Below are 19,654 nucleotides of genomic sequence, written 5' to 3' on the forward strand. Positions count from 1 at the left end.
TGTTTACGATCCGCCGCGCGTCGTGGGGCGTTGCACGGTGAGCGCCCCTTCGAAAGGCTGATGCGCCGCGCGCGCACTCCGCTTTCTCAGACGTTTTCGCCTTGTCTCGCCTTAGCTCGCGAGATCGCGAACACATTCTCAAGCCTGTGCAAGGCTCTCCCGGGCCAGGGCGGCCTTGGAGCGGGCCGGTGGAACAAAATTGAGGCCGGACGCCGGGCCGGCGGCTGACCAAGGGCGCGGGTTCGTGGTAAATTCCGCTCTCCGGCGCTGCTTGCCGGAGGCTAACATCTCCAATCAGGGGCGTACGAACGTCCCGGCCTTCAACAAAGGAATTCCCATGTCTGATCTGCAGACTCTGTTCACCCAGGCTCAGGCCGATGTCAAGACCCTGTCCGAGCGTCCGGACAACCAGACCCTGTTGCAGCTGTACGCGCTGTTCAAGCAGGCGACCGAAGGCGACGCCGCCGGCGAGCGCCCGGGCATGATGGACTTCATCAACCGCGCCAAATTCGACGCCTGGGAAAAGCTGAAAGGCAAGGGCAGCGACGAGGCCAAGCAGGAATACGTGGACGTGGTGAAGCGTCTGCTGGAAGAGTAAGCCGGCCGCCAGAACGGGCCGCCCGCGGGCGGCGCCGTTTGCGGCGGCGAAGCGGCACCGGTCCCGCGTGCCGATTTTTTTTAGAAGTTGTTCGCCATCCCGCGGGGCAAGCCCGCGAAACGGGCGCCGCGGCCGAAGCGGCCCGCGGATCGCGAACGGGTTCTCAACTGCCGCCGGCTGTTGCCCAGCAGCGCGCGGCGGTACGGTTTTTCAATCAAGTGAAGCGTTGGCCAAGATGAAGAGAGTCTTTTGCTTGCTGGTTTTCGCCCTGCTGGCGCAAGCGTGCCGGGCCGGCGACGATCCAGTTTTGCTGGTGGTGTCGGGCAAGATCAGCCATTTCACCGATTCGGCGCGCGGCGTGTACGAGTTCCGCGAGAGCGCGCTGATGGCCTTGCCGCAAACTTCGCTGGTCACCGCCACCAGCTGGACGCCCAAGGCCACCTTCAGCGGGCCGCTGGTGCGGGACATTCTGAATAAAGTGGGCGCCTACGGCCACCAGGCCCAGTTCGTGGCGCTCAACGACTATACCTATTCCATTCCGGTCAGCGAGCTGGTCAAGTATCGCGCCATCCTGGCGCGCCGCTTCAATCAGCAGCCGATGAACGTGGCCCGCTACGGGCCCTTGTGGTTGATGTATCCGCTGGAGCAGATGCCGGATTCGGCCAAGGGGCCGGCGCTGGACGCCAAGCTGATCTGGCAGATAGACGGTTTGGTGGTGAACTGATGGACCAGGACAATCAAGCGTCGTCCGACGCCGCGCCGGGCTGGCTCAGCCGCCTGCGGCGGCTGATTTCCGGCTGGGGCGGCTGGCCGGAGGGCCGGCGCATGCTGTGGGTGGGCTTGCTGGTGCTGATCACCGCCGCCGGCGGCATGTATTACAGCATCAGCCAGCTGGGCAAGGTCAATTCCGTGGCCAACAGCAGCGAGGATTTGTATTGGTCGGTGGCGCAGTTCCAGCTGGAAATGGAGCGCGCCAAGTCCGCGCTGGTGGGTTTCCAGGCCGGCCGCATCAAGCAAGACGAGTTGTTGCGGCGGCTGGAAGTGGCCAATAGCCGTTTCCACGTGTTTGCCGAACCGGCGCCGGTGCGGGTGCAGATGTTGCTGCGCCAGGTGAAGGGCTTCGACACCCTGGTGGCGGATTACCAGCAATTGTTCAACGACCCCGCCTTCAGCCACCCGGCGCTGGACTCGGCGCCGGCGCTGTTGGAGCGCATCGATCTGCTGCGGCCGCAACTGATGGCCTTCGCCGTGGAGGCGAGGGTGGCCGAGGTCAAGAGCCGTACCGAGCGGCTGGAGGACCTGGACCGCCAGCGCAGCAATGTGCTGTATCTGCAATCGGTGCTGTGGGGCGTGATCTGCGCGGTCATCCTGTTGTTGTCGCGCTACAGCTCGGTCAAGCGTTTGGCCAGCGCCAAACAGGCCTTGCTGGAGAAGGAGCAGTCCGCGCATCAGGCCACGGTGGCGATGGAGCTGGACCGCACCACCTTCCTGGCCACGCTGAGCCACGAGATCCGCTCACCCTTGCAGTCCATGCAGGTGTGCATCGAATTGCTGGAGCCGGTGGCGGACGGCCAGAAGACCGCGCGCACCGCCTTGCAGCGTTTGAAAACCAGCGTGTCGCATTTGTCGGCCCAGGTGCACGACATCATGGACATCAGCGCCATCCGCAATATGAAGCTGCGGATGAATCCGCAGCCCATGCCCTTGGCCGAGGTGCTGCAAGCCACCATGGACGTGATGCGGCCGCTGGCCGACGCCAAGGGCCTGGCGCTGAACTACCAGGCCGGGCCCTTGCCGGCCAAGGTGGTGCTGGACGAGGTCAGGCTGCGCCAGGTGGTGGGCAATCTGGTGTCCAACGCCATCCGCTATACCGACAGCGGCACGGTGACGGTCAGCGTGTCCTGCCTGCGCGCCACCGGCCACCATGAACTGGTGCTGCAGGTGAGCGACACCGGCGTGGGCATTCCGCTGGAGTATCAGCAGCGCATTTTCCAGCCCTTCATCCAGGGCAAGCACCGCCGCGCCGGCAGTTGCGGCCTGGGCCTGTCCATCGTCAAGGAGTTGGTCAATCTGTTCGGCGGCTGCATCGAGCTGGACAGCGCCGAGGGCAAGGGCGCCTGCTTCACCGTGCGCCTGCCGGTGCAGGCGCTGGAGTCGGCCGGTCCGCAGTCGGTGCTGATCGTGGACGACGACGCCGATATCCGCGACACCCTGGCCGAGCTGCTGCAGCGCGACGGCTACCAAGTGGCCACCGCGGAGACGGCGGCGCTGGCCGAGCAGGCGCTGGAGCGGGCCGATTTCGACACCGTGCTGCTGGACATGCATCTGGGCGCGGACAGCGGCTATCAGGTGGCGGAGCGGGCCTGGAGCGGCCGGCGCGCCGAACAGACCGCCGTCGTCGGCATGAGCGCTTACCCGGAGGCGTTTCAGGATCCGCGCGCCCAGCGTTTCGCCGGCATCCTGGCCAAACCCTTCGACGCCGGCCAGCTGCGGCAGATGCTGGACGTGGTGGCCCGACGCGGCTGAACGCGGCGGCGCATGGCCGGACAGAAAAAAGCCCTGGAGATCCAGGGCTTTTTCATGTCGCTCGGCGGCTGGAGCGGATCTGCTCAGACTTCCAGATCATGGGCCGCGGTCACCACATTGGTGATCTGCAGCGCCAGGATGGAGCCCGGCGTGGGCTTGCCGATGTAGTAAACGCCCTGGATGCGCAGCGCCTGCTGCAAGGCGGATTCGTATTCCTCGGCGTGGCCGGTCAGCACGATGATGGGCACGGTGGCCGAGCGCTGGCGTATGGTTTCTATCACTTTCATGCAATCGTCGTCGCCCAGCACCCAGTCCAGCACGAAGGCGTCGAACTCCTCGTGCGGCAGCGCGGCCAGCAGCTCGGACGGGGATTCGTAGGGCAGGGCGAACAGGCCCTGGCGCACCAGCACCGCCGCCAGGATGTCGGCGTCCATATCGTCCAGCACCGCCACCAGCAGCCGTTTGTTGTTGGCGCGTTTGGGCGGCTGCACCGCCAGATAGGTGACTTCGTGGCCGTTGATGCAGCGGTCGTGGCTGCCCGGATACACGTGCCAGCTGTCGCCCTGGCGGCGCGCCAGCAAGAGCGGCGAGATGGAGTCGTCCTGGACCACGTCGCCCAGCTGTATCCAGCAATGGGCTTCCTCGGTGTGGTCGGTCAGGTGGAGGATGGCCGGGATCAGGTCGGCGTCCGGCACCCGCACCGGCCGGCGGTTGTCTTGCGACACCAGCAGCTCGGAGGTGGGCAGGCCCAGGTATTGCGCCAGCTTCTCCAATTGACCCAACTGCCACTGGCTGCTGCCGTTGAGCTTGCGGTAGGTTTGCGACGCGCTCAGGCCCAGCACTTCCTCGATCAGGCTGACCTGTTGCGACTCCGCCAGGCCGCGCTGTTCCAGATGCGTGCGGATATTGGCGTTGATGATTTCAGTGGTTGGCTTGTTCTGTGTCATTTGCATGTCTTTGGAGTAGGGCGACTATCGGGTCGTTCTGGTCCGCAGCTTGCCGCCGGCGCGGGCGGAGGGCTGCTGTCTTTCTTCATTATCGGCGGCGGCGAGCGGAGGGCGGATGGCCTTCCGGGCAGGGGCGGGCACGTCGACGCTGGGGTTTCTACTTAGCCGATATTAGTCAGCTTTTGCAAAATTTGCGAAAAATTTTCGCTGAAAATGCAAAAAAGGTTTTCATTTTAAAATTGGGCATACAGATTGAAACCTGTTCCTTGGTACAGATTCGAGCTGTGTTATGCCTGTGGCCTAGTAAGGCTTGGCCGGTGAAGGGCGGCTATATGTTTGATTTTATTGGGCGGATGGCGGCTTGGGCGGAGGCGGACGGCTTGAGGCGGAGGGTGTTGTAATTTCGCATATCATGCGAAGAGCGTGCGGGCGCGGCGACGCGCGCCCGCGGCGGGGTTGATCGTGGGCGGGTGCTCAGCCCAGGGTGCCGGTCAGGCTGACTTCGCGGGTTTCCGGCACTTCGTTGTAGGACAGCACGTGCAGGCCCGGCGCGAACAAGCGCGCGTAGCGCGCCAGCAGCGGGCGGATCTGCGGCATCACCAGCAGGATGGGCGCGTGGCCCAGCTGTTTCATCTGGTCGCGCACCACCGGCATATTGGCCTGCAGCTGCTGCAGCACGTTGGGGTCGATGGGGAAGCTGTCCAGCTGCGGCTTGCCGGTTTGCTGCGCCTGGCTCAGCGCGCCCAGCAGCAGGTTTTCCAGATCGGCGGACAGATTGAAGGCCTTCATCTCGCCGCGCGGCCCCAGGATGGATTGCACGATCTGGCGTTTCAGCGCGCAGCGCACCTCGGCCGCCAGCATGATGGGGTCCTTGCTGCTTTCGCTGGCGTCCAGCAGGGCGTTGGCGATGGGGCCGATGTCTTTCAGCGACACATTGTCGGTCAGCAGCTGGCGGTAGGCCTTGAGCTGCAAGGGCGCCGGCAGCGCCTGGTTCAGCGCGGAGGCGAGCTTGGGCGCCAGCGCCGACAGCCGCTCGTTGATGGCGGCCACGTCGTCGTGGCGGAACAGCTCGGCCAGATGCTCGCGCATCACCTTGTTCAGATGGGTGGCCACCACGCTGGCGCAGTCCACCACCTGATAGCCCAGGCCCAAGGCCTTGCTCTTGTCGTCGGGCAGGATCCAGGCCACCGGCATCGCGTAGGCCGGGTCCACGCCGGGCATGCCGTCCACCTCGCCGTACAGCTCCGGCGAGGGGATGGCCATCAGGCGGTCGGCGTAGACCTCGCCCTCGGCCACGGTGTTGCCGCTGAGCAGGATGGCGTATTGCGAGGGCTTGAGGCGCAGGTCGTCGCGCAGGTTCACAGGCGGCATCAGCACGCCCATGCCCTCGCTCAGGCTCTGGCGCACGCCGCGCACGCGCTTGGCCAGCGGCGCGCCCTGGCTCTTGTCCAGCAGCGACACCAGCTTGTAGCCCAGATTGACGCCCAGCGTGTCCACATAGGGCAGGGCGCCCCATTCCAGTTCGATGTCGGCGTCGCCGGCCAGCGCGCTTTTCGCCAGCGCCGGGTCCGGCTGGTTCGGCAGCACTTGCTGGCGGCGGTGCATCCGCCAGGCGACAAAGCCCAGCAGCAGCGCGAAGCCCAGGAAGGTGGGCCAGGGCATGCCGGGGATGGCGGCCAGCACCAGCATCATGCCGGCGGCGCTCATCAGCACGGTGGGGGAGGCCAGCATCTGCTTGCCCACCTGCTCCTGCATGTCGCCGTCGTCGCTGATGCGGGTGACGATGATGGCGGCGGCCGAGGACAGCAGCAGGGCCGGGATCTGGGCCACCAGGCCGTCGCCTATGGTCATCAGCGCGTACTGGCGGAAGGCGTCGCCGGCGGACAGGCCGTGCATCAGCGCGCCGATGGCCACGCCGCCGAAGAGATTGATGATCAGGATCAGGATGCCGGCGATGGCGTCGCCGCGCACGAACTTGGACGCGCCGTCCATCGCGCCGTAGAAATCGGCCTCGGTGGCGATGTCGCGGCGGCGCTGCTGCGCCTGCTCCTGATTGATCAGGCCGGCGTTGAGGTCGGCGTCGATGGCCATCTGCTTGCCGGGCAGCGCGTCCAGGGTGAAGCGGGCGGACACTTCCGAGATCCGTTCCGCGCCCTTGGTCACCACCATGAAGTTGATGATCATCAGGATGACGAAGACCACCATGCCGACGACGAAGTTGCCGCCTATCACCACCTGGCCGAAGGCCTCGATCACCCGGCCGGCGGCGTGGGTGCCCTCATGGCCGTGTAGCAGCACCACCCGGGTGGACGCCACGTTCAGCGACAGCCTGAGCAGGGTGGTGGCCAGGATGATGGTGGGGAAGGCGGAGAAGTCCAGCGGCCGCTTGGCGGAGACGCTGACCAGGATGACGATGATGGCCAGCACGATGTTGAAGGTGAACAGCATGTCCAGCGCCATCGGCGGCAAGGGCAGCATCACCATGGCCAGTATGGCCAGCAAAAACAGCGGGGCGGCGATCTTGTGGTGGCCGATGTCGGCCAGCAGTCGAGTGAAAGCGTTCATGATGCGGTTCTGGGATCGGCCATGTCGCGCGGGATCGGCAAATCGTCCGGCAGCCGCGGCTGGCTGCGGCGCGATCCGTTGCGGAAGGCCTTGAGTTGCATGACATAGGTCAGGACTTGCGCCACCGCTCGGTACAGCGGCGCGGGAATCTGTTGGTTGACCTGGGTGGTGTGGTAGACGGCGCGCGCTAGCGGCGGCAGCGGCACGATGTCCACCTGATGCTCTTGAGCCACCTGGCGGATGTAGAGCGCCATCTCGTCCAGGCCCTTGGCGATGATGAAGGGCGCCTCGGCGCGCTCCTCATCGTATTTCAGCGCCACCGCGTAGTGCTCGGGGTTGACGATGACCACGTCGGCGGTGGGCACCGCCTTGCGCACGCCGCGCTGGGCCATCTGCATCTGGATCTGGCGGATGCGCTGCTTGATCTCCGGCCGGCCCTCGGTGCTCTTGTACTCTTCCTTGATTTCCTGCTTGCTCATCTTCTGCTGCTTCATGAACAGCAGGATTTGCAGCGGCAGGTCGATCAGCGCGAACAGCATGAACACCGCGGTCAGGGTCAGCAGCGCGTTGATCAGCAGCTCGGCGCTGCCGGCGAGAGCGGTGGCGAAGGGCGCGCCTTGCAAGGCGAAGAAGTCTTCCAGCGCGCTCTGGCTCAGCCGGTACAGCACCCAGCCCAGCAACAGCGCCTTGGCGATGGACTTGCCGATCTCGCTGGCGTGCCGCGCCGAGGCGATGCGGCCGAAGTGGGCCAGCGGATTGAAGCGCTCCAGCTTGGGCTGCAGATGGTTGAGGCTGAACACCCAGCCGCCGGGATAGAGCGAAACCACGATCATGCACAGCGGAATCACCGCCAGCGGCAGCACCATCTTGACCAGCAGCAGCAAGGTGCCGGCGAACAGCTTGGACCAGCTGTTGTCCAGCGCGCCGCTGCCGGAGAGCGGGGCGAAGGCCAGCGCGAACAATTCCCGGAATTCGTCCAGCCACTGCGGCATCAGCCAGAAAGCCAGTTTCAGCGCCAACAACAGGCCCAGCGCGGCGGCCAGATCGCGCGAGCGCGGCACCTGGCCTTGCTTGCGCGCCTGCCGCAGCTTGTGCGGCGTGGCCTTTTCGGTTTTGTCGCCGCCGCGCCCCTCAGCCATGGCCGGCCCTCAGCATGCCGTCCAGCAGGCGCAGCATCTGTTCGTTCAGGTTCAGGTATTGCTGGGGGATGAAGCGCGCCACCAGGCCCAGCGTGCCCAGGCCGAACAGAGTAATCAGCGGGAAGCCCAGCGAGAACAGGTTCAGCGACGGCGCCACCCGGTTGATCATGCCCACGCCGGCCTGTACCGCGAAGGTGGCGAACACCGCCGGCAGCGCCAGCAGCATGGCGGCGGACAAGACCCAGGCCACGCCGCCGGCCAGCATGGACAGCGAGGCGGCCGGCACGCCGCCGCCCACCGGCCAGGCCTGGAAGCTGGCGTAAACCACCTGGATCAGCAGCAAATGGCCGTCCAGCGAGAAGAAGATCATGGCGCCCAGCAGGTAGAGCAGGCTGGACACCACATCGGAAGAATTGCCGTTGCCGGGGTCGTTCATCACCGCCATGGACAGCGCCATCTGCGAGGACACCAGGAAGCCGAGCACGGCCAGCACCGCCAGCACCAGTTGAAAGGCGAGGCCGAAGACGAGGCCGATCACCGCCTGCTCGATGCTGGCGGCGACGCCGGCCAGCGAGAACAGGTCCAGCTTGGGCAGCGGCAGGGTGGCCGGCAGCGTGGCGGCGGACAAGGCCAGCGCCAGGCCGATGCGCACCCGCACCGGCACCATGCCCTCGCCGATGAAGGGCGCCACGCTGAAGGCGGCCATCAGCCGGCAGAACGGCCACCAGAAGGCCGGGATCAGGTCCAGCAGCTGGGCGTAGAGGCCGGTCACGGCTATCCGACCAGACCGGCGGCGCGCTGGAACATCGCCACGCAGAAATCCATCAGGAAGCCGGTGATCCAGTGGCCGGCGATGGCGATGGTGAGCAAGGTCACCAGCAACCGCGGCAGGAAGGACAGCGTCTGCTCGTTGATCTGGGTGGCGGCCTGGATCAGGCTGACGATGACGCCGACGATCAGGCTGGGCAGGATCAGCAACACCACCAGGGTGACGACGACGCGCAGGCTGTCGTTGACGATGTCGACGGCAATGTCGGGAGTGAGCATAAACGCCTGTTAGTTAGTCAAGATAATCAATGAGCCGCGGAAGCGTAAAAACTTTTTTAGCCACGGAAGCACACGGAAAAACACGGGAAATTCAAAATCAATGACTCCATGCCTGTGTTGTGTACGCCTTATGTTCGGCGCTTCGAAAAGCGCTATTTCCGTATGCCTCGGCGGATATCCATGACAAAGGATTTTGTGTTTTTCTGAATTTGTCCGTGTCTTCCGTGTGCTTCCGTGGCAAAAAATTTGTGCTCAATTCAATACGCCTGTATCGAGGTGACCAGGGTGTTCACCGTCAGCGACCAGCCGTCCACCAGCACGAACAGCAGCAGCTTGAGCGGCAGCGAAATCACCAGCGGCGACAGCATCATCATGCCCATCGCCATCAGCACGCTGGACACCACCAGGTCTATCACCAGGAAGGGGATGAACAGCATGCAGCCGATCTGGAACGCGGTCTTCAACTCCGACAGCACGAAGGCGGCCAGCTTGACCGCGAAGGCGTGGTCCTGCGGATTGCTGATCTTTTCCTCGCCGGACAGCCTGGCGATCTGCGCCAGCGCGGTCTTGCTGGTTTGCGCCAGCATGAAGCGGCTGATCGGCTTCTGCGCGATCTCCAGCGCCTGCTGCATGGTGATCTTGTCCTGATCGAAGGGCTGCAGCGCGTGGTTCCACACCTCCAGGCCCACCGGCCGCATCACCAGCAGGGTCAGGATCAAGGACACGCCGGTGACGATGCGGTTGGGCAGGCCCTGCTGCAGGCCCAGCGCCTGGCGCAGCAGGGACAGCACGATGATGAAGCGGGTGAAGCTGGTCATCATCAGCACCAGCACGGGCAAGAGCCCGAGCAAGGTCATCAGGATCAGGATCTGAGTCTTGATGGTGAAATCCACCGGCGTGCCGCCGGCGTTGGCCGACAGCAGCTTCAGCGGCTCGGCCTGACAGGCGGCGGCCAGCGCCCAAAGCCCCGCAGCGATGAGGCCGGGTCGCAGCAGGGGGCGCAGCTTCTTCAAGAGTCCCATCAGGCCAGGCTGTCCAGTTCCAGATCGTTCAACTCCACCACCCGCAGGCCGTAGTTCTCGCCGGCCACCACCACTTCGCCGCGGCCGATCACCGTGCCGTTGACCTTGATGTCCAGCGGTTCGCCGGCCAGCTTGTCCAGCTCCACCACCGAGCCGTTTTCGATATTGACCAGATCGGCCAGCGAGATGTCGGCGCCGCCCACTTCCAGCGTCAGCCGGACCGGGATCTTGCGCAGGAACTGGGTCATGTCGCGTTGCGGCCGGCGCGCCGCGGCGTCGTCCGCCGGCTTGGCGTCCGCGTCGTTCTGACCGTCCAGGCCGTCCAGCACGCCGCCCAGGTCGAAATCGTCGTTCAAGTCCATGCTAATCCTTGCTTGTTCTGTGTTTGTGGAGTCATTCGCTGGCGACAAAGCCGGTCAGGCACAGCTTGCCGTGCTGCTCGGCCACTTCGGCGTCGAACAGCCGCGAAGCGCCGACCAGCACTTCGCTCCTGGCCTGCAGCGTCACCGGCAGCACGCTGCCGGGGCGCAGGTCCATGATGTCGCCCAGCGCCATTTCGCGGTCCAGCAGCCGCGCTTGCAGCCGCACCCGCAGCCGGTCGCGGAAGGTGTCCGCCGGCGCGGCCTGGGCGTCGGCGCTGTCGCGGCGGCCGGACAGGTTTTTCAGCAGCCGTTCGAAGCAGGCGGCGTCCAGTTGCAGGCGCAGCGCGCCGACGGCGTGCTCGCCGTCGCCGATGTCCAGGCGAATCTCCCAGACCCCGGTGCCGGGCGGCACGAAGGGCAGCAGCGCGCAGTCGGCCGGGCCGGGCGGCAGGCCGCCGGCCTGGCGGTCCAGGCGCAAAACGCATTGCAGCAGCCGCGGCAGCAGCCGTTCCGCCAGGCTGCGCGCCAGCCGGCGTTCGGTTTCGGTCTCCGCCGGCGCGGCGGCGTCGGCGTCCGGCTGCGCCGTCGGCGCGCCGAAGCGGTAATCCAGCAAGCGCAGCAGCAGCGGTCGTTCGATATGGCTGCCCAGCTGGCAGCCGTCCAGCGCGTGCCACAGCCAGCGGCGCTCGTCGGCGGCCGGTTGCGCCTGTTCCAGCGCGCGGATGTGGAAACGCGCGTGGTAGCGGCGGTTCAATTCTTGCTGCAGGAAATCCGCCAGCTCTTCTTGCAGGGCTTTGCCGAAGACGGGCAGCAGATGGAACGGTCGTCCCAGCGTGCGCAGGTCGAGAGCCGGCAATTGGGCGCCGTCATGCTGCGAAATGATTCTGGCTCTTGGCATCTCGATTCTCGGTGAAGGCGTGGGCTTGGCGCCGCCGGCGCGCCCGGCCGGCGCGCGCGGGCGACGGCAGGGGCGCGGCGCTTAAACCGCGGCGTCCTGGTGTTCATCAAGGCCGGCCCGCCCTCTGCGGCGCTGGATACGAACTGTACTAGAAGGTACTAAATTCGCGGCTCGCGGACGGAGGCAAACGGCAGGCTAAACCTTATGGAGTGTGCATCTTACTGGCTGCCGCCGTTGGGTAAAGGGGGAAAATTCACGTCAGAGTTTGTGAAAATTCACGGCTGTTGGTTTAAGCATAAAGTTTAAAATCGCCGCTCGTATCCTGGCGTCAGGATGATGGCATGGTTACAAGTCCTCATCTCGGGGCTGCCGCTTCGATACGCTCGCCGCCGCGCGGCGGGCCGCAGACGTGAAACCGGCCTTGATTGGCCACTCAATAATAACGGGCACCGCCCGACAAGGATTTCCGATGGCGACCAACCTGGGTTTGATGATTCATGCCGACCGCAAGCAAATGCTCGGCGAAATGGCCGGGATGGCGCGCGGCGCGCCGATTGCGCCGCCGCAACACAGCGAAGAGCCGGCCTCCGCCGCCAGCTTCTCCGACGCCATGGGCGCCGCCGTCCGCGATGTGGACGCACAGAACCGCGCCGCCTCCGAAAAAATGGCCGATGTGGACAGCGGCAAGAGCGACGACCTGGTCGGCGCCATGCTGATGAGCCAGGAAGCCAGCCTGTCGTTCTCCATGCTGATGCAAGTGCGCAATAAGGTGGTGGGCGCCGTGGACGACTTGATCAAGATGCAGCTGTAAGCCGCGAGGACCATGCCCGTGTTGAATCGTTTTCGCAGCGGCGTCGCGGCCGTGCAAACCCGTCTGGGCGGCCGTTGGCCCGTTTCCGGACCCTCCCTGCGCCTGGCGCTGCCCATCGTCGCGCTGGCCATCGGCCTCACCGTGATGATCAGCCTGTGGCTGTGGCGCGACGACGCCAGCTACAAGCCGGTGTTCGGCGCCCAGGAAAAAGTGGTGGCCGCCGACATGATGGCGGTGCTGGACGCCGAGAAAATCCCCTATCGCATCCATCCGCAAACCGGCCAGGTGCTGGTGCCGGACAGCCAGCTGGGCCGCGTGCGCATGCAGCTGGCGGCCAAGGGCGTGGTGGCGCAGCTGCCGTCCGGCCTGGAGCTGCTGGACAAGAACGACCCGCTAGGCGTCAGCCAGTTCGTCCAGGACGTGCGCTTCCGTCGCGGCCTGGAGGGCGAGCTGGTGCAAAGCATTCTGGCGCTGGAGCCGGTGTCCGCCGCGCGCGTGCATCTGTCGCTGCCGCGCGCCACGTCTTTTGTCGGCGCCGTCAACGACAAGGGCTCCGCCTCGGTGGTGGTCACCCTCAAGCCCGGCCAGCAACTGAGCAACGAGCAAGTGGCCGCGGTGATCAAGCTGGTGGCCGGCAGCGTGTCCACGCTGTCGCCGTCCCAGGTCACCCTGGTGGACCAGGCCGGCAATCTGCTGTCCTCGCGCGTGGATCTGAGCGACGACGGGGTGTTGGGCGGCAATGAGAGCGACGCCGCGCGCCGCTTCCGCGAGGAAGCGCTGCAAAACGTCCGCGATCTGCTGACCCCGGTGCTGGGCAAGGACAATTTCAAGGTCAGCGTCACCGCCGACGTGGACAACGACCGCGTCGAGGAAACCCGCGAGAAATACGGCGAGGCGCCCAAGGTCACCAACGAGGCCTCGCGCGAGGAAACCTCCACCGAGAAAATGGCGCTGGGCGTGCCCGGCTCGCTGAGCAACCGCCCGGTCAACACCGACGCTTCCGGCCCGGCCTCGGAAAAAGCCGGCAACAGCAAGAACGCCGTCACCCGCCAATACGCCTACGACCGCAGCGTCACCCAGATCAAGAAGGCGCGCGGCACGCTGCGCCGCCTCAGCGTGGCCGTGGTGCTGAACCAGGCCGCCGCGCCGGCCAAGGGCGGCTGGAAGCCGGCCGAACTGGCCAATGTCGACAAGGTGCTGCGCAACGGTCTGGGCATACACGCCGAGCGCGGCGACACCCTGGCGGTGTCCACGCTCAACTTCTCCGCGCTGTCCGAGCCGGAGCCGATCTGGATGCAGCAGGACACCTGGTTCGAAGCCGCGCGCTGGGCCGTTTACGCCTTTGGCCTGCTGCTGGCCTACCTGCTGCTGGCGCGTCCGCTGCTGAAGATGCTGCGTCAGCTGACCGACCGCCAGCTGCGCGAATACCAGCAGCCGGAAGCGCTGGAACTGAAACCCGATCCGCTGATGGACGGCGCCGACCTGCGCGCCGCGCGCCAGGCGCAGCTGTCCTCCGCGCCGCAGCCGGCGGCCTTGGCCGCGGCCGGCGCCGGCGCCAGCCCGGTGGTGCCGCTGCTGGAAAATTACGATCTGCCGCCGGCCGGCTCCAGCGTCGACGTCTTGGTCGACCACCTGAAGGGCCTGGCCGCCAAAGAGCCGGAACGCGTCGCCGAAGTCGTCAAACAATGGGTGCAGAAAAATGGACGAAACCAATAACGCCGTAGCGCCGGCCCTGCCGCCGGCCGCCGCCGCGCCCGCCGCCGAAGCGATGAACACCATCGAGCAGGCCGCCGTGCTCTTGCTGTGCATGGGCGAGGAGCCCGCCGCCGCCGTGCTGCGCTGCCTGAGCCGCGAAGAACTGCTGCAAGTGACCCAGGCGATGTCCGGCATGAGCGGCATCAAGGTGGACGCGGTCAAGACCACGATTCAGAAATTCTTCGACGAATACCGCGAGCAGAGCGGGGTGCACGGCGCCAGCCGCGCCTTCCTCAAGCGCTCGCTGGACCTGGCGCTGGGCAGCGACATCGCCAACAGCGTGCTGGACACCATTTACGGCGACGCCATCCGTCCCAAGATGGCGCGGCTGCAATGGGTGTCGCCGCAATGGCTGGCGGACCGCATCGCCGGCGAACACGTGCGCATGCAGGCGGTGTTCCTCGCCTTTCTGCCGCCGGCTTTGGCCGGCCAGGTGGTGGACGCGCTGCCGGCGGACAGCCGCGACAGCGTGCTGGTCAACGTGGCCCGGCTCAAGGACGTGGACCGCGAGCTCCTGGAAGAGCTGGAAGAACTGGTCAACCGCTGTCTGGAAAGCCTGCACACCCAGAGCACCGCGGTGGAAGGCATGCAGCAGACCGCCGACATCCTCAACCGCCTGCCGGGCGACCGCCAGCGCATGATGGAACTGCTGCGCGCCCACGATCCGGACATCGTCGAGGAAATCGAAACCCGCATGTACGACTTCTTCATCCTGTCGCGTCAGACCGAGGCCGTGCTGATGCGCATCAGCGAAGACATTCCGCTGGAGCAATGGGCGATCGCGCTCAAGGGCGCGGAGCCGGCGGTGCGCGAGGCCATCGTCCAGACCATGCCGCGCCGTCAGGCGCAAAACTTCGACGCGATGATGCGCCGCTCCGGCCCGGTGCCGCTGAGCCGCGTGGAAGAAGTGCGCGCCGACATCATGGCTCAGGTCAAACAGCTGGCCCAGGCCGGCGAAATCGACCTGCAGCTGTTCCCAGAGGAAGTGGTCGAGTGAAGGCCTGGCGCCCCTTCCGTTTCCCGCCGCTGATCCACAGCGCGCTGGACCTGCCGCTGAACGCGCAGGACTCCGCCCAGATCCAGGCCTCCGCCGCCGACGGCTTCCGTCAGGGCATGGACGCCGGTTACAACGAAGGCCTGGCCAGCGGGGAAGCCGCCGGCCGCGAGGCCGGCTACGCCGCGGGCCTGGAGCAGGGCCGCCAGGAAGGGCAGGCGGCGGCGCGCCGCGAAGCCCTGGCCGAGCTGGCCGACCTGGGTCGGCCGCTGGAGGCCGCGCTGGCCGAACTGCGCCGCGTCAGCGAGGAATACCAGGCGGCGATGCGCGACGAGGTGGTGGAACTGGTGGCCAAGGTGGCGCGCCAGGTCATCCGCTGCGAATTGGCGCTCAAGCCGGTGCAGATCCTGGACCTGGTGGACGAAACCCTGGCCGCCTTGCCGCCGGGCCAATACCAGCAGGACGAGGTGGAAATCCTGCTCAACGCCGAGGAATGCCAGCGTATCCGCGAACTGGCGCCGGAGCGCGCCGCGCGCTGGCGGCTGGTGGCCGACGCGCAGCTGCCGCACGGCGAATGCCGGATCCGCACGCCGGAGTCCGAGGCCGACGCCGGCTGCCAGCAGCGGCTGGAGGCCTGCATCGCCACCGTGCGCGAACAACTGCAACACGACGCCGACGAGCCGGCGGCGGCCGAGGCGGAGGCTTAAGCCATGCTGCGCCAGGCGTTGGGACGGCTGGAACTGCCCGAGGTGCCGGTGGCCACCGTCAGCGGCCGCCTGGTGGGCGCGTCCGGCCTGCTGCTGGAAAGCGTGGGCTGTCCGCTGGAAACCGGCCAGCGCTGCGTGATCGAAACCACCGGCGGCGGCTGGCTGCAAGCCCAGGTGGTGGGCTTCAAGCGCGAAGTCTCCTACCTGATGCCGTTCAAGAAGCCGGTGGGGCTGAGCACCGGCGCGCGGGTGCTGCCCGCCGCCGACGGCGGCGGCCTGATGATAGGCCCGTCCTGGCTGGGCCGCATCGTCAACGGCCTGGGCGAGCCGCTGGACGGCCTGGGCCGTCTTGGCGGCGAACAGCCGCTGGCCGCCCACCCGCCGCAAGTCAATCCCTTGAAAAAACAGCCGGTGTCCGCGCCGCTGGACGTGGGCGTGCGCGCGATCAACAGCCTGCTCACCATAGGCCGCGGCCAGCGCGTCGGCCTGTTCGCCGGTTCCGGCGTCGGCAAAAGCGTGTTGCTGGGCATGATCACCCGCCATACCGAAGCCGACGTGGTGGTGGTGGGCCTGATCGGCGAGCGCGGCCGCGAAGTGCGGGAGTTCGTCGAGCACTCGCTGGGCGAAGCCGGCCTGGCCAAGGCGGTGCTGGTGGTGGCGCCGGCCGACGAATCGCCGCTGATGCGGCTGAAGGCCACCGAACTGACCCACACCATCGCCGCCCATTTCCGCGACCAGGGCCGCAATGTGCTGCTGCTGGTGGATTCGCTGACCCGTTACGCGATGGCTCAGCGCGAAGTGGCGCTGGCGCTGGGCGAGCCGCCGGCCACCCGCGGTTATCCGCCGTCGGTGTTCGGCCTCTTGCCCTCGCTGGCGGAGAGCGCGGGCAACGGCGAGGGCGGCGCCGGCAGCATGAGCGCCATCTACACCGTGCTGGCCGAAGGCGACGATCAGCAAGACCCGGTGGTGGACACCGCGCGCGCCATCCTGGACGGCCACATCGTGCTGTCGCGGGAACTGGCCGAGCGCGGCCATTATCCGGCCATCGACATCGGCCGCTCGGTCAGCCGCTGCATGAGCCAGCTGACCGCGGCGGAACACGCGGAGGCGGCGCGCGGCGCGCGCGGCGCCTGGTCCCGTTACCAGGAAGTGCGCAGCCTGATCCCGCTGGGCGGCTATGTCGCCGGCGCCGACGCGGACACCGACCGCGCGGTGCGGCTGATGCCCAGGCTGGAAGCCTTTTTGCGCCAGGGCGCGGCCGAGGCCGCGAGCTATGAAGACAGCCGCAACGGTTTGATGGAGATGATCGCGACATGAGCCAGCCCGAAGACGTGCGCCGCCTGGGCCTGATGGTCCAATTGCGGCAGCAGGACGTGGACCGCTTGCAAAGCGAGGTGGAAGGCAAGCGCCAGCTGCAGGAACGCTACCGCCGCAACATCCTGCGCATGGGCGAGCTCTGCGGCCAGAGCGGCGCCAGCGCCGACGCCGGCCATCCGGCTTTGGCGCGCAACTGCGCGGACTACAAGGGCGCGCTGCTGGGCCTGATGGCCTCGCAGCAGCAGGATCTGCAACTGGCCGAGGCGGACGCCGCGGTCAGCCAGCGCGCGCTGCTGCAAGCCAGCCTGCGCCGCGAAGTGATGGTCCAGGTGCGCGACCAGGCGGCGGAAAGCCTGCTGCGCCTGCGGCTGAAGAAAGAACAGAAGCAAACCGACGAACTGGCCGGGCAAGCCTGGCTGCGCGGAGCGTGATTATTCACGGCGGCTCAAGAAAAGCCGGCCGGCGGTCGCAAGGGATAGTCATTAGCGTCGATCTCAATACCGGCGATCTCATCTCGGCGCGCCGACCGCGCTCCGGCCCGCGTACAGCGAAAGGATTCTAAATGGCTATCGATTTCAGCAAGACCCCGCCCTCGGCGCTGGCCCAGAACGCCGCCAGCCTGTATTTGCAAGACGCCCAGAACCAGCTGGACAATCAGAGCAAGGCGGCGCAGGCGCGCGGCGACGCGCTGAACAAGCTGCAAAAGGCCTTGCAAGACTACCGCAGCGCGCTGAGCGGCATCACCACCAAGAAGAGCCTGGTGGCGATGAGCGCCAGCATCAGCCAGGAAGGCTTCGGCAGCGTCAGCGCCAAGGGCAACGCTCAGCCGGGCAACTACTCGCTGTTCATCGAACAAGTGGCCACCGCCCATCAGCTGTCCTTCGGCAGCTTGTCCGGCGCCAAGGCCCAGGCCGGCGACAAGATCACCATCCGCCAGGGCAGCGACAGCTTTGAAGTGGACCTCAGCAGCGCGGACCGCGACGGCGACGGCAATTTGTCTCCGTCGGAGCTGGCTTTGGCCATCAACCGCGCCAGCGGCAACAGCGGCAAGGTCAACGCCATGGTGTTGAACAACGGCGGCGCCAGCCAGCTGGTGATGTCCTCCGGCAAGACCGGCGAGAGCGGCGTCGTCACGCTGGACCTGAGCCAGGTCAGCGACGCCGGCCTGAAGAGCGGACTCGCCAGCCCCAAGGAGCTGACCAAGGGACAGGACGCCATCGTCTGGCTGGGCAATAAAGACACCGGCGTGCAGATGAAGCAGGCGTCCAACACCTTCGACAGCATTGACGGGGTCAACCTGACCATCAGCAAGGCGATGAAGCCGGGCGATACCCCGCTGCAATTGTCGGTGTCGCGCAACGAGGCCGACACCGTCGGCAATGTGCAAGGCTTTGTCGACAGCTACAACAAGCTGGCCAGCGCCATCTCCGATCTGTCCGCTCCGGGCAAGGAAGGCAAGACCGGCGGCCCCTTCGCCAGCGACTCCGGCATCCGCAGCCTGAAAGACGGCATCAACGGCCTGCTGCGTCAGGAATACGACGGCATCACCTTGAACCAGCTGGGCATCAAGGCCAACCGCGACGGCACCCTGAGCCTGGACAGCAAGAAGCTGAACGACACCCTGAAGGACAAGCCGGACGCGCTGGACCGTTTCGTCAACGGCGACAACAAGAACGGCGTGGTCAAGCAAAGCAGCGACTACCTGGACAAATGGCTGAACGGCAGCAGCGGCCTGCTCAAGCTGCGCAAGGATTCCGAATCCCGCATCCAGAAAGATCTGGATAGCCGCCAGCTGCGGCTGAAGACTCAGTACGACCAGAGCTACAAGCGTTACCTGACGCAGTTCACCCAGCTGCAGAAGATGCAGGAAGACATGCAGAAGACTCTGGGCATGCTGTCCTTCTGAATCCAGCCCGGGTTTGCTTGGCCGCACAGAATTCGGCGGGAGGGACCCCCTCCCGCCTATTGAATTAGAACAGGAGCACGACAACGTGGAATACGACGCCTACCGCAGCTATCACGCGGTCAATCTGGAAGCGCAGACCCACGCCGCCTCGCCGGTGCAATTGGTGCTGGTGCTGTTCGACGGCCTGCTGGAAGAAATGGCGCGCGCGCGCGGCCATCTGGAAAACCAGCGCTACGAGCAAAAGGGCGAGAGCATCAGCAAGTGCATCAACATCCTCAACGGCCTGTCCAGCGCGCTGGACTTCGATTCCGGCGGCGAGGTGGTCACCAATCTGGCGCGGCTTTACGACTACTGCGCCTACCGGCTCTACCACGCCAGCGTCAATCTGGACGTGGCGGCGCTGGACGAGGCGGAACAGCTGCTGATCAAGCTCAAGGGCGGCTGGATAGGCGTGCGGGACCAGCATGAAGCCGCCTGAGCCGGCCGCGCTGGAAGCCGCCATCCGCCGCGCCTGCGCCGAGCGCGACTGGGAGCGCCTGGCCGCGCTGGACCAACTCTTGGCCGAGCTGCTGCGCACCCAGCCTCAGGCGCTGGACGCCGCCGCGCGCGCCGCTCTGCGCGCCGCCTACCGCGACGCGCTGGAAGTCTGCCGCGCCGACTCCGCGGAACTACAAGACAAAATCGCCGCGCTGAGCCATCAGCGCGACGCGCAAATCGCCTACGCCGAAGTCAGCGACTGGAATCAAGCATGAACGTATCCTTGCCCCCCAATCTTCTCGCCGGCGGCGCGTCAACGCCCGCCGACGCCGCGCCGGCCGATCCCCTGCTGGACCCGAACGCGGCGGCGCCGGCGTCCGGCGGCGACTTCGCCAGCGCCTTGCTGGCCAGCCTGATGGACGGGCAGAACGCCGCGCCGGCGGCGGACGCAGACGCAGACGCCGAGGCCCCTGCGGGCGACGAGGCCAAGGCCGGGACGCCGGCGGCGCAGCCGCTCGCCCTGGCCGCGCCGCCGTTGCCGGCGACGCCGGCCATGCCGCAGCCGCTGGCTCCGACGCCGCAG

The 19,654-nt window shown here is 66.4% G+C and carries 20 protein-coding genes and 1 pseudogene; 13 read left to right on the forward strand and 8 right to left on the reverse strand.

The genetic code is table 11. From position 1 onward, the window contains the following. Window positions 1-337: 337 nt before the first annotated feature. From DB032_RS05910 to DB032_RS05920, 3 genes are all read left to right on the forward strand, one after another. Complete coding sequence (locus DB032_RS05910; RefSeq protein ID WP_019101840.1) at window positions 338-598, forward strand: acyl-CoA-binding protein; 261 nt, start codon at window positions 338-340, stop codon at window positions 596-598. 253 nt (window positions 599-851) lie between these two features. Next, window positions 852-1,322 (forward strand): molybdopterin-dependent oxidoreductase, encoded by a 471-nt coding sequence (locus DB032_RS05915; protein WP_158274250.1) that lies wholly within the window; start codon window positions 852-854, stop codon window positions 1,320-1,322. Then, window positions 1,322-3,124, forward strand: a complete 1,803-nt coding sequence (locus tag DB032_RS05920) for a hybrid sensor histidine kinase/response regulator (protein ID WP_107798652.1) — start codon at window positions 1,322-1,324, stop codon at window positions 3,122-3,124. Before DB032_RS05915 ends, DB032_RS05920 begins: the two co-directional genes overlap by 1 nt. 83 nt (window positions 3,125-3,207) lie before the next feature. Here the strand turns inward: DB032_RS05920 and DB032_RS05925 are convergent, their stop codons facing one another. From DB032_RS05925 to DB032_RS05960, 8 genes are all read right to left on the reverse strand, one after another. After that, window positions 3,208-4,071 carry a helix-turn-helix domain-containing protein gene (locus tag DB032_RS05925; protein ID WP_158274251.1) on the reverse strand — a complete coding sequence of 288 codons (864 nt, stop codon included), beginning with the start codon at window positions 4,069-4,071 and terminating at the stop codon, window positions 3,208-3,210. Between the two features lie 474 nt (window positions 4,072-4,545). After that, window positions 4,546-6,636, reverse strand: coding sequence for a flagellar biosynthesis protein FlhA (locus tag DB032_RS05930; RefSeq protein WP_107798654.1), 2,091 nt, complete (start codon window positions 6,634-6,636; stop codon window positions 4,546-4,548). Beyond that, complete coding sequence (gene flhB / locus DB032_RS05935; protein WP_107798655.1) at window positions 6,633-7,775, reverse strand: flagellar type III secretion system protein FlhB; 1,143 nt, start codon at window positions 7,773-7,775, stop codon at window positions 6,633-6,635. Before flhB ends, DB032_RS05930 begins: the two co-directional genes overlap by 4 nt. Further along, complete coding sequence (gene fliR / locus DB032_RS05940; RefSeq protein ID WP_107798656.1) at window positions 7,768-8,547, reverse strand: flagellar biosynthetic protein FliR; 780 nt, start codon at window positions 8,545-8,547, stop codon at window positions 7,768-7,770. Before fliR ends, flhB begins: the two co-directional genes overlap by 8 nt. A gap of 2 nt (window positions 8,548-8,549) precedes the next feature. Beyond that, window positions 8,550-8,822 carry a flagellar biosynthesis protein FliQ gene (gene fliQ / locus DB032_RS05945; RefSeq protein WP_043590304.1) on the reverse strand — a complete coding sequence of 91 codons (273 nt, stop codon included), beginning with the start codon at window positions 8,820-8,822 and terminating at the stop codon, window positions 8,550-8,552. A gap of 257 nt (window positions 8,823-9,079) precedes the next feature. Then, window positions 9,080-9,844, reverse strand: a complete 765-nt coding sequence (gene fliP, locus DB032_RS05950; RefSeq protein WP_233246655.1) for a flagellar type III secretion system pore protein FliP — start codon at window positions 9,842-9,844, stop codon at window positions 9,080-9,082. Next, the gene (fliN, locus tag DB032_RS05955) at window positions 9,844-10,206 is read right to left on the reverse strand and encodes a flagellar motor switch protein FliN (RefSeq protein WP_107798657.1); all 363 of its coding nucleotides are present in this window, start codon (window positions 10,204-10,206) and stop codon (window positions 9,844-9,846) included. The genes fliP and fliN overlap by 1 nt, the downstream gene beginning before the upstream one ends. A 31-nt stretch (window positions 10,207-10,237) precedes the next feature. Next, complete coding sequence (locus DB032_RS05960) at window positions 10,238-11,104, reverse strand: FliM/FliN family flagellar motor C-terminal domain-containing protein (protein WP_107798658.1); 867 nt, start codon at window positions 11,102-11,104, stop codon at window positions 10,238-10,240. Between the two features lie 469 nt (window positions 11,105-11,573). On the opposite strand from DB032_RS05960, the gene DB032_RS05965 reads away from it, so the two are divergent. The 10 genes and pseudogenes from DB032_RS05965 to DB032_RS24085 form a co-directional block, all read left to right on the forward strand. Then, on the forward strand, window positions 11,574-11,915 hold the full coding sequence (locus DB032_RS05965; RefSeq protein ID WP_107798659.1) for a flagellar hook-basal body complex protein FliE: 342 nt from the start codon (window positions 11,574-11,576) through the stop codon (window positions 11,913-11,915). Between the two features lie 12 nt (window positions 11,916-11,927). Further along, a complete protein-coding gene (gene fliF, locus DB032_RS05970; protein ID WP_107798660.1) occupies window positions 11,928-13,631 on the forward strand; it encodes a flagellar basal-body MS-ring/collar protein FliF in 1,704 nt (567 codons plus the stop codon). Further along, a complete protein-coding gene (locus DB032_RS05975; RefSeq protein ID WP_048415757.1) occupies window positions 13,615-14,667 on the forward strand; it encodes a flagellar motor switch protein FliG in 1,053 nt (350 codons plus the stop codon). Before fliF ends, DB032_RS05975 begins: the two co-directional genes overlap by 17 nt. After that, window positions 14,664-15,371, forward strand: coding sequence for a flagellar assembly protein FliH (gene fliH / locus DB032_RS05980; protein ID WP_107798661.1), 708 nt, complete (start codon window positions 14,664-14,666; stop codon window positions 15,369-15,371). The genes DB032_RS05975 and fliH overlap by 4 nt, the downstream gene beginning before the upstream one ends. A gap of 3 nt (window positions 15,372-15,374) precedes the next feature. Then, window positions 15,375-16,688 carry a flagellar protein export ATPase FliI gene (fliI, locus tag DB032_RS05985; RefSeq protein ID WP_107798662.1) on the forward strand — a complete coding sequence of 438 codons (1,314 nt, stop codon included), beginning with the start codon at window positions 15,375-15,377 and terminating at the stop codon, window positions 16,686-16,688. Further along, a complete protein-coding gene (gene fliJ, locus DB032_RS05990; protein WP_081575891.1) occupies window positions 16,685-17,119 on the forward strand; it encodes a flagellar export protein FliJ in 435 nt (144 codons plus the stop codon). The genes fliI and fliJ overlap by 4 nt, the downstream gene beginning before the upstream one ends. 131 nt (window positions 17,120-17,250) lie before the next feature. Then, complete coding sequence (gene fliD / locus DB032_RS05995) at window positions 17,251-18,594, forward strand: flagellar filament capping protein FliD (RefSeq protein ID WP_107798663.1); 1,344 nt, start codon at window positions 17,251-17,253, stop codon at window positions 18,592-18,594. Window positions 18,595-18,679: 85 nt separating this feature from the next. Beyond that, window positions 18,680-19,072: a flagellar export chaperone FliS gene (fliS, locus tag DB032_RS06000; RefSeq protein ID WP_048407819.1), complete on the forward strand. Its 393-nt coding sequence runs from the start codon at window positions 18,680-18,682 to the stop codon at window positions 19,070-19,072. Further along, complete coding sequence (locus tag DB032_RS06005; RefSeq protein WP_107798664.1) at window positions 19,059-19,346, forward strand: ABC transporter substrate-binding protein; 288 nt, start codon at window positions 19,059-19,061, stop codon at window positions 19,344-19,346. The genes fliS and DB032_RS06005 overlap by 14 nt, the downstream gene beginning before the upstream one ends. Further along, window positions 19,343-19,654 (forward strand): annotated as a pseudogene (locus DB032_RS24085) (hypothetical protein); the annotation flags it as partial. The gene DB032_RS06005 and the pseudogene DB032_RS24085, both read left to right, overlap by 4 nt.

Source organism: Chromobacterium sp. Panama, from assembly GCF_003052555.1.
Lineage (GTDB): Bacteria > Pseudomonadota > Gammaproteobacteria > Burkholderiales > Chromobacteriaceae > Chromobacterium.

Excerpts from the sequence above, each read along its gene's own strand:
- DB032_RS05910 (WP_019101840.1), top strand. The coding sequence starts at position 338 with ATGTCTGATCTGCAGACTCTGTTCACCCAGGCTCAGGCCGATGTCAAG.
- DB032_RS05920 (WP_107798652.1), top strand. The coding sequence starts at position 1,322 with ATGGACCAGGACAATCAAGCGTCGTCCGACGCCGCGCCGGGCTGGCTC.
- DB032_RS05925 (WP_158274251.1), bottom strand. The coding sequence starts at position 4,071 with ATGACACAGAACAAGCCAACCACTGAAATCATCAACGCCAATATCCGC.
- DB032_RS05930 (WP_107798654.1), bottom strand. The coding sequence starts at position 6,636 with ATGAACGCTTTCACTCGACTGCTGGCCGACATCGGCCACCACAAGATC.
- flhB (WP_107798655.1), bottom strand. The coding sequence starts at position 7,775 with ATGGCTGAGGGGCGCGGCGGCGACAAAACCGAAAAGGCCACGCCGCAC.
- fliQ (WP_043590304.1), bottom strand. The coding sequence starts at position 8,822 with ATGCTCACTCCCGACATTGCCGTCGACATCGTCAACGACAGCCTGCGC.
- fliP (WP_233246655.1), bottom strand. The coding sequence starts at position 9,844 with ATGGGACTCTTGAAGAAGCTGCGCCCCCTGCTGCGACCCGGCCTCATC.
- fliN (WP_107798657.1), bottom strand. The coding sequence starts at position 10,206 with ATGGACTTGAACGACGATTTCGACCTGGGCGGCGTGCTGGACGGCCTG.
- DB032_RS05960 (WP_107798658.1), bottom strand. The coding sequence starts at position 11,104 with ATGCCAAGAGCCAGAATCATTTCGCAGCATGACGGCGCCCAATTGCCG.
- DB032_RS05965 (WP_107798659.1), top strand. The coding sequence starts at position 11,574 with ATGGCGACCAACCTGGGTTTGATGATTCATGCCGACCGCAAGCAAATG.
- fliF (WP_107798660.1), top strand. The coding sequence starts at position 11,928 with ATGCCCGTGTTGAATCGTTTTCGCAGCGGCGTCGCGGCCGTGCAAACC.
- DB032_RS05975 (WP_048415757.1), top strand. The coding sequence starts at position 13,615 with ATGGACGAAACCAATAACGCCGTAGCGCCGGCCCTGCCGCCGGCCGCC.
- fliI (WP_107798662.1), top strand. The coding sequence starts at position 15,375 with ATGCTGCGCCAGGCGTTGGGACGGCTGGAACTGCCCGAGGTGCCGGTG.
- fliJ (WP_081575891.1), top strand. The coding sequence starts at position 16,685 with ATGAGCCAGCCCGAAGACGTGCGCCGCCTGGGCCTGATGGTCCAATTG.
- fliD (WP_107798663.1), top strand. The coding sequence starts at position 17,251 with ATGGCTATCGATTTCAGCAAGACCCCGCCCTCGGCGCTGGCCCAGAAC.
- DB032_RS06005 (WP_107798664.1), top strand. The coding sequence starts at position 19,059 with ATGAAGCCGCCTGAGCCGGCCGCGCTGGAAGCCGCCATCCGCCGCGCC.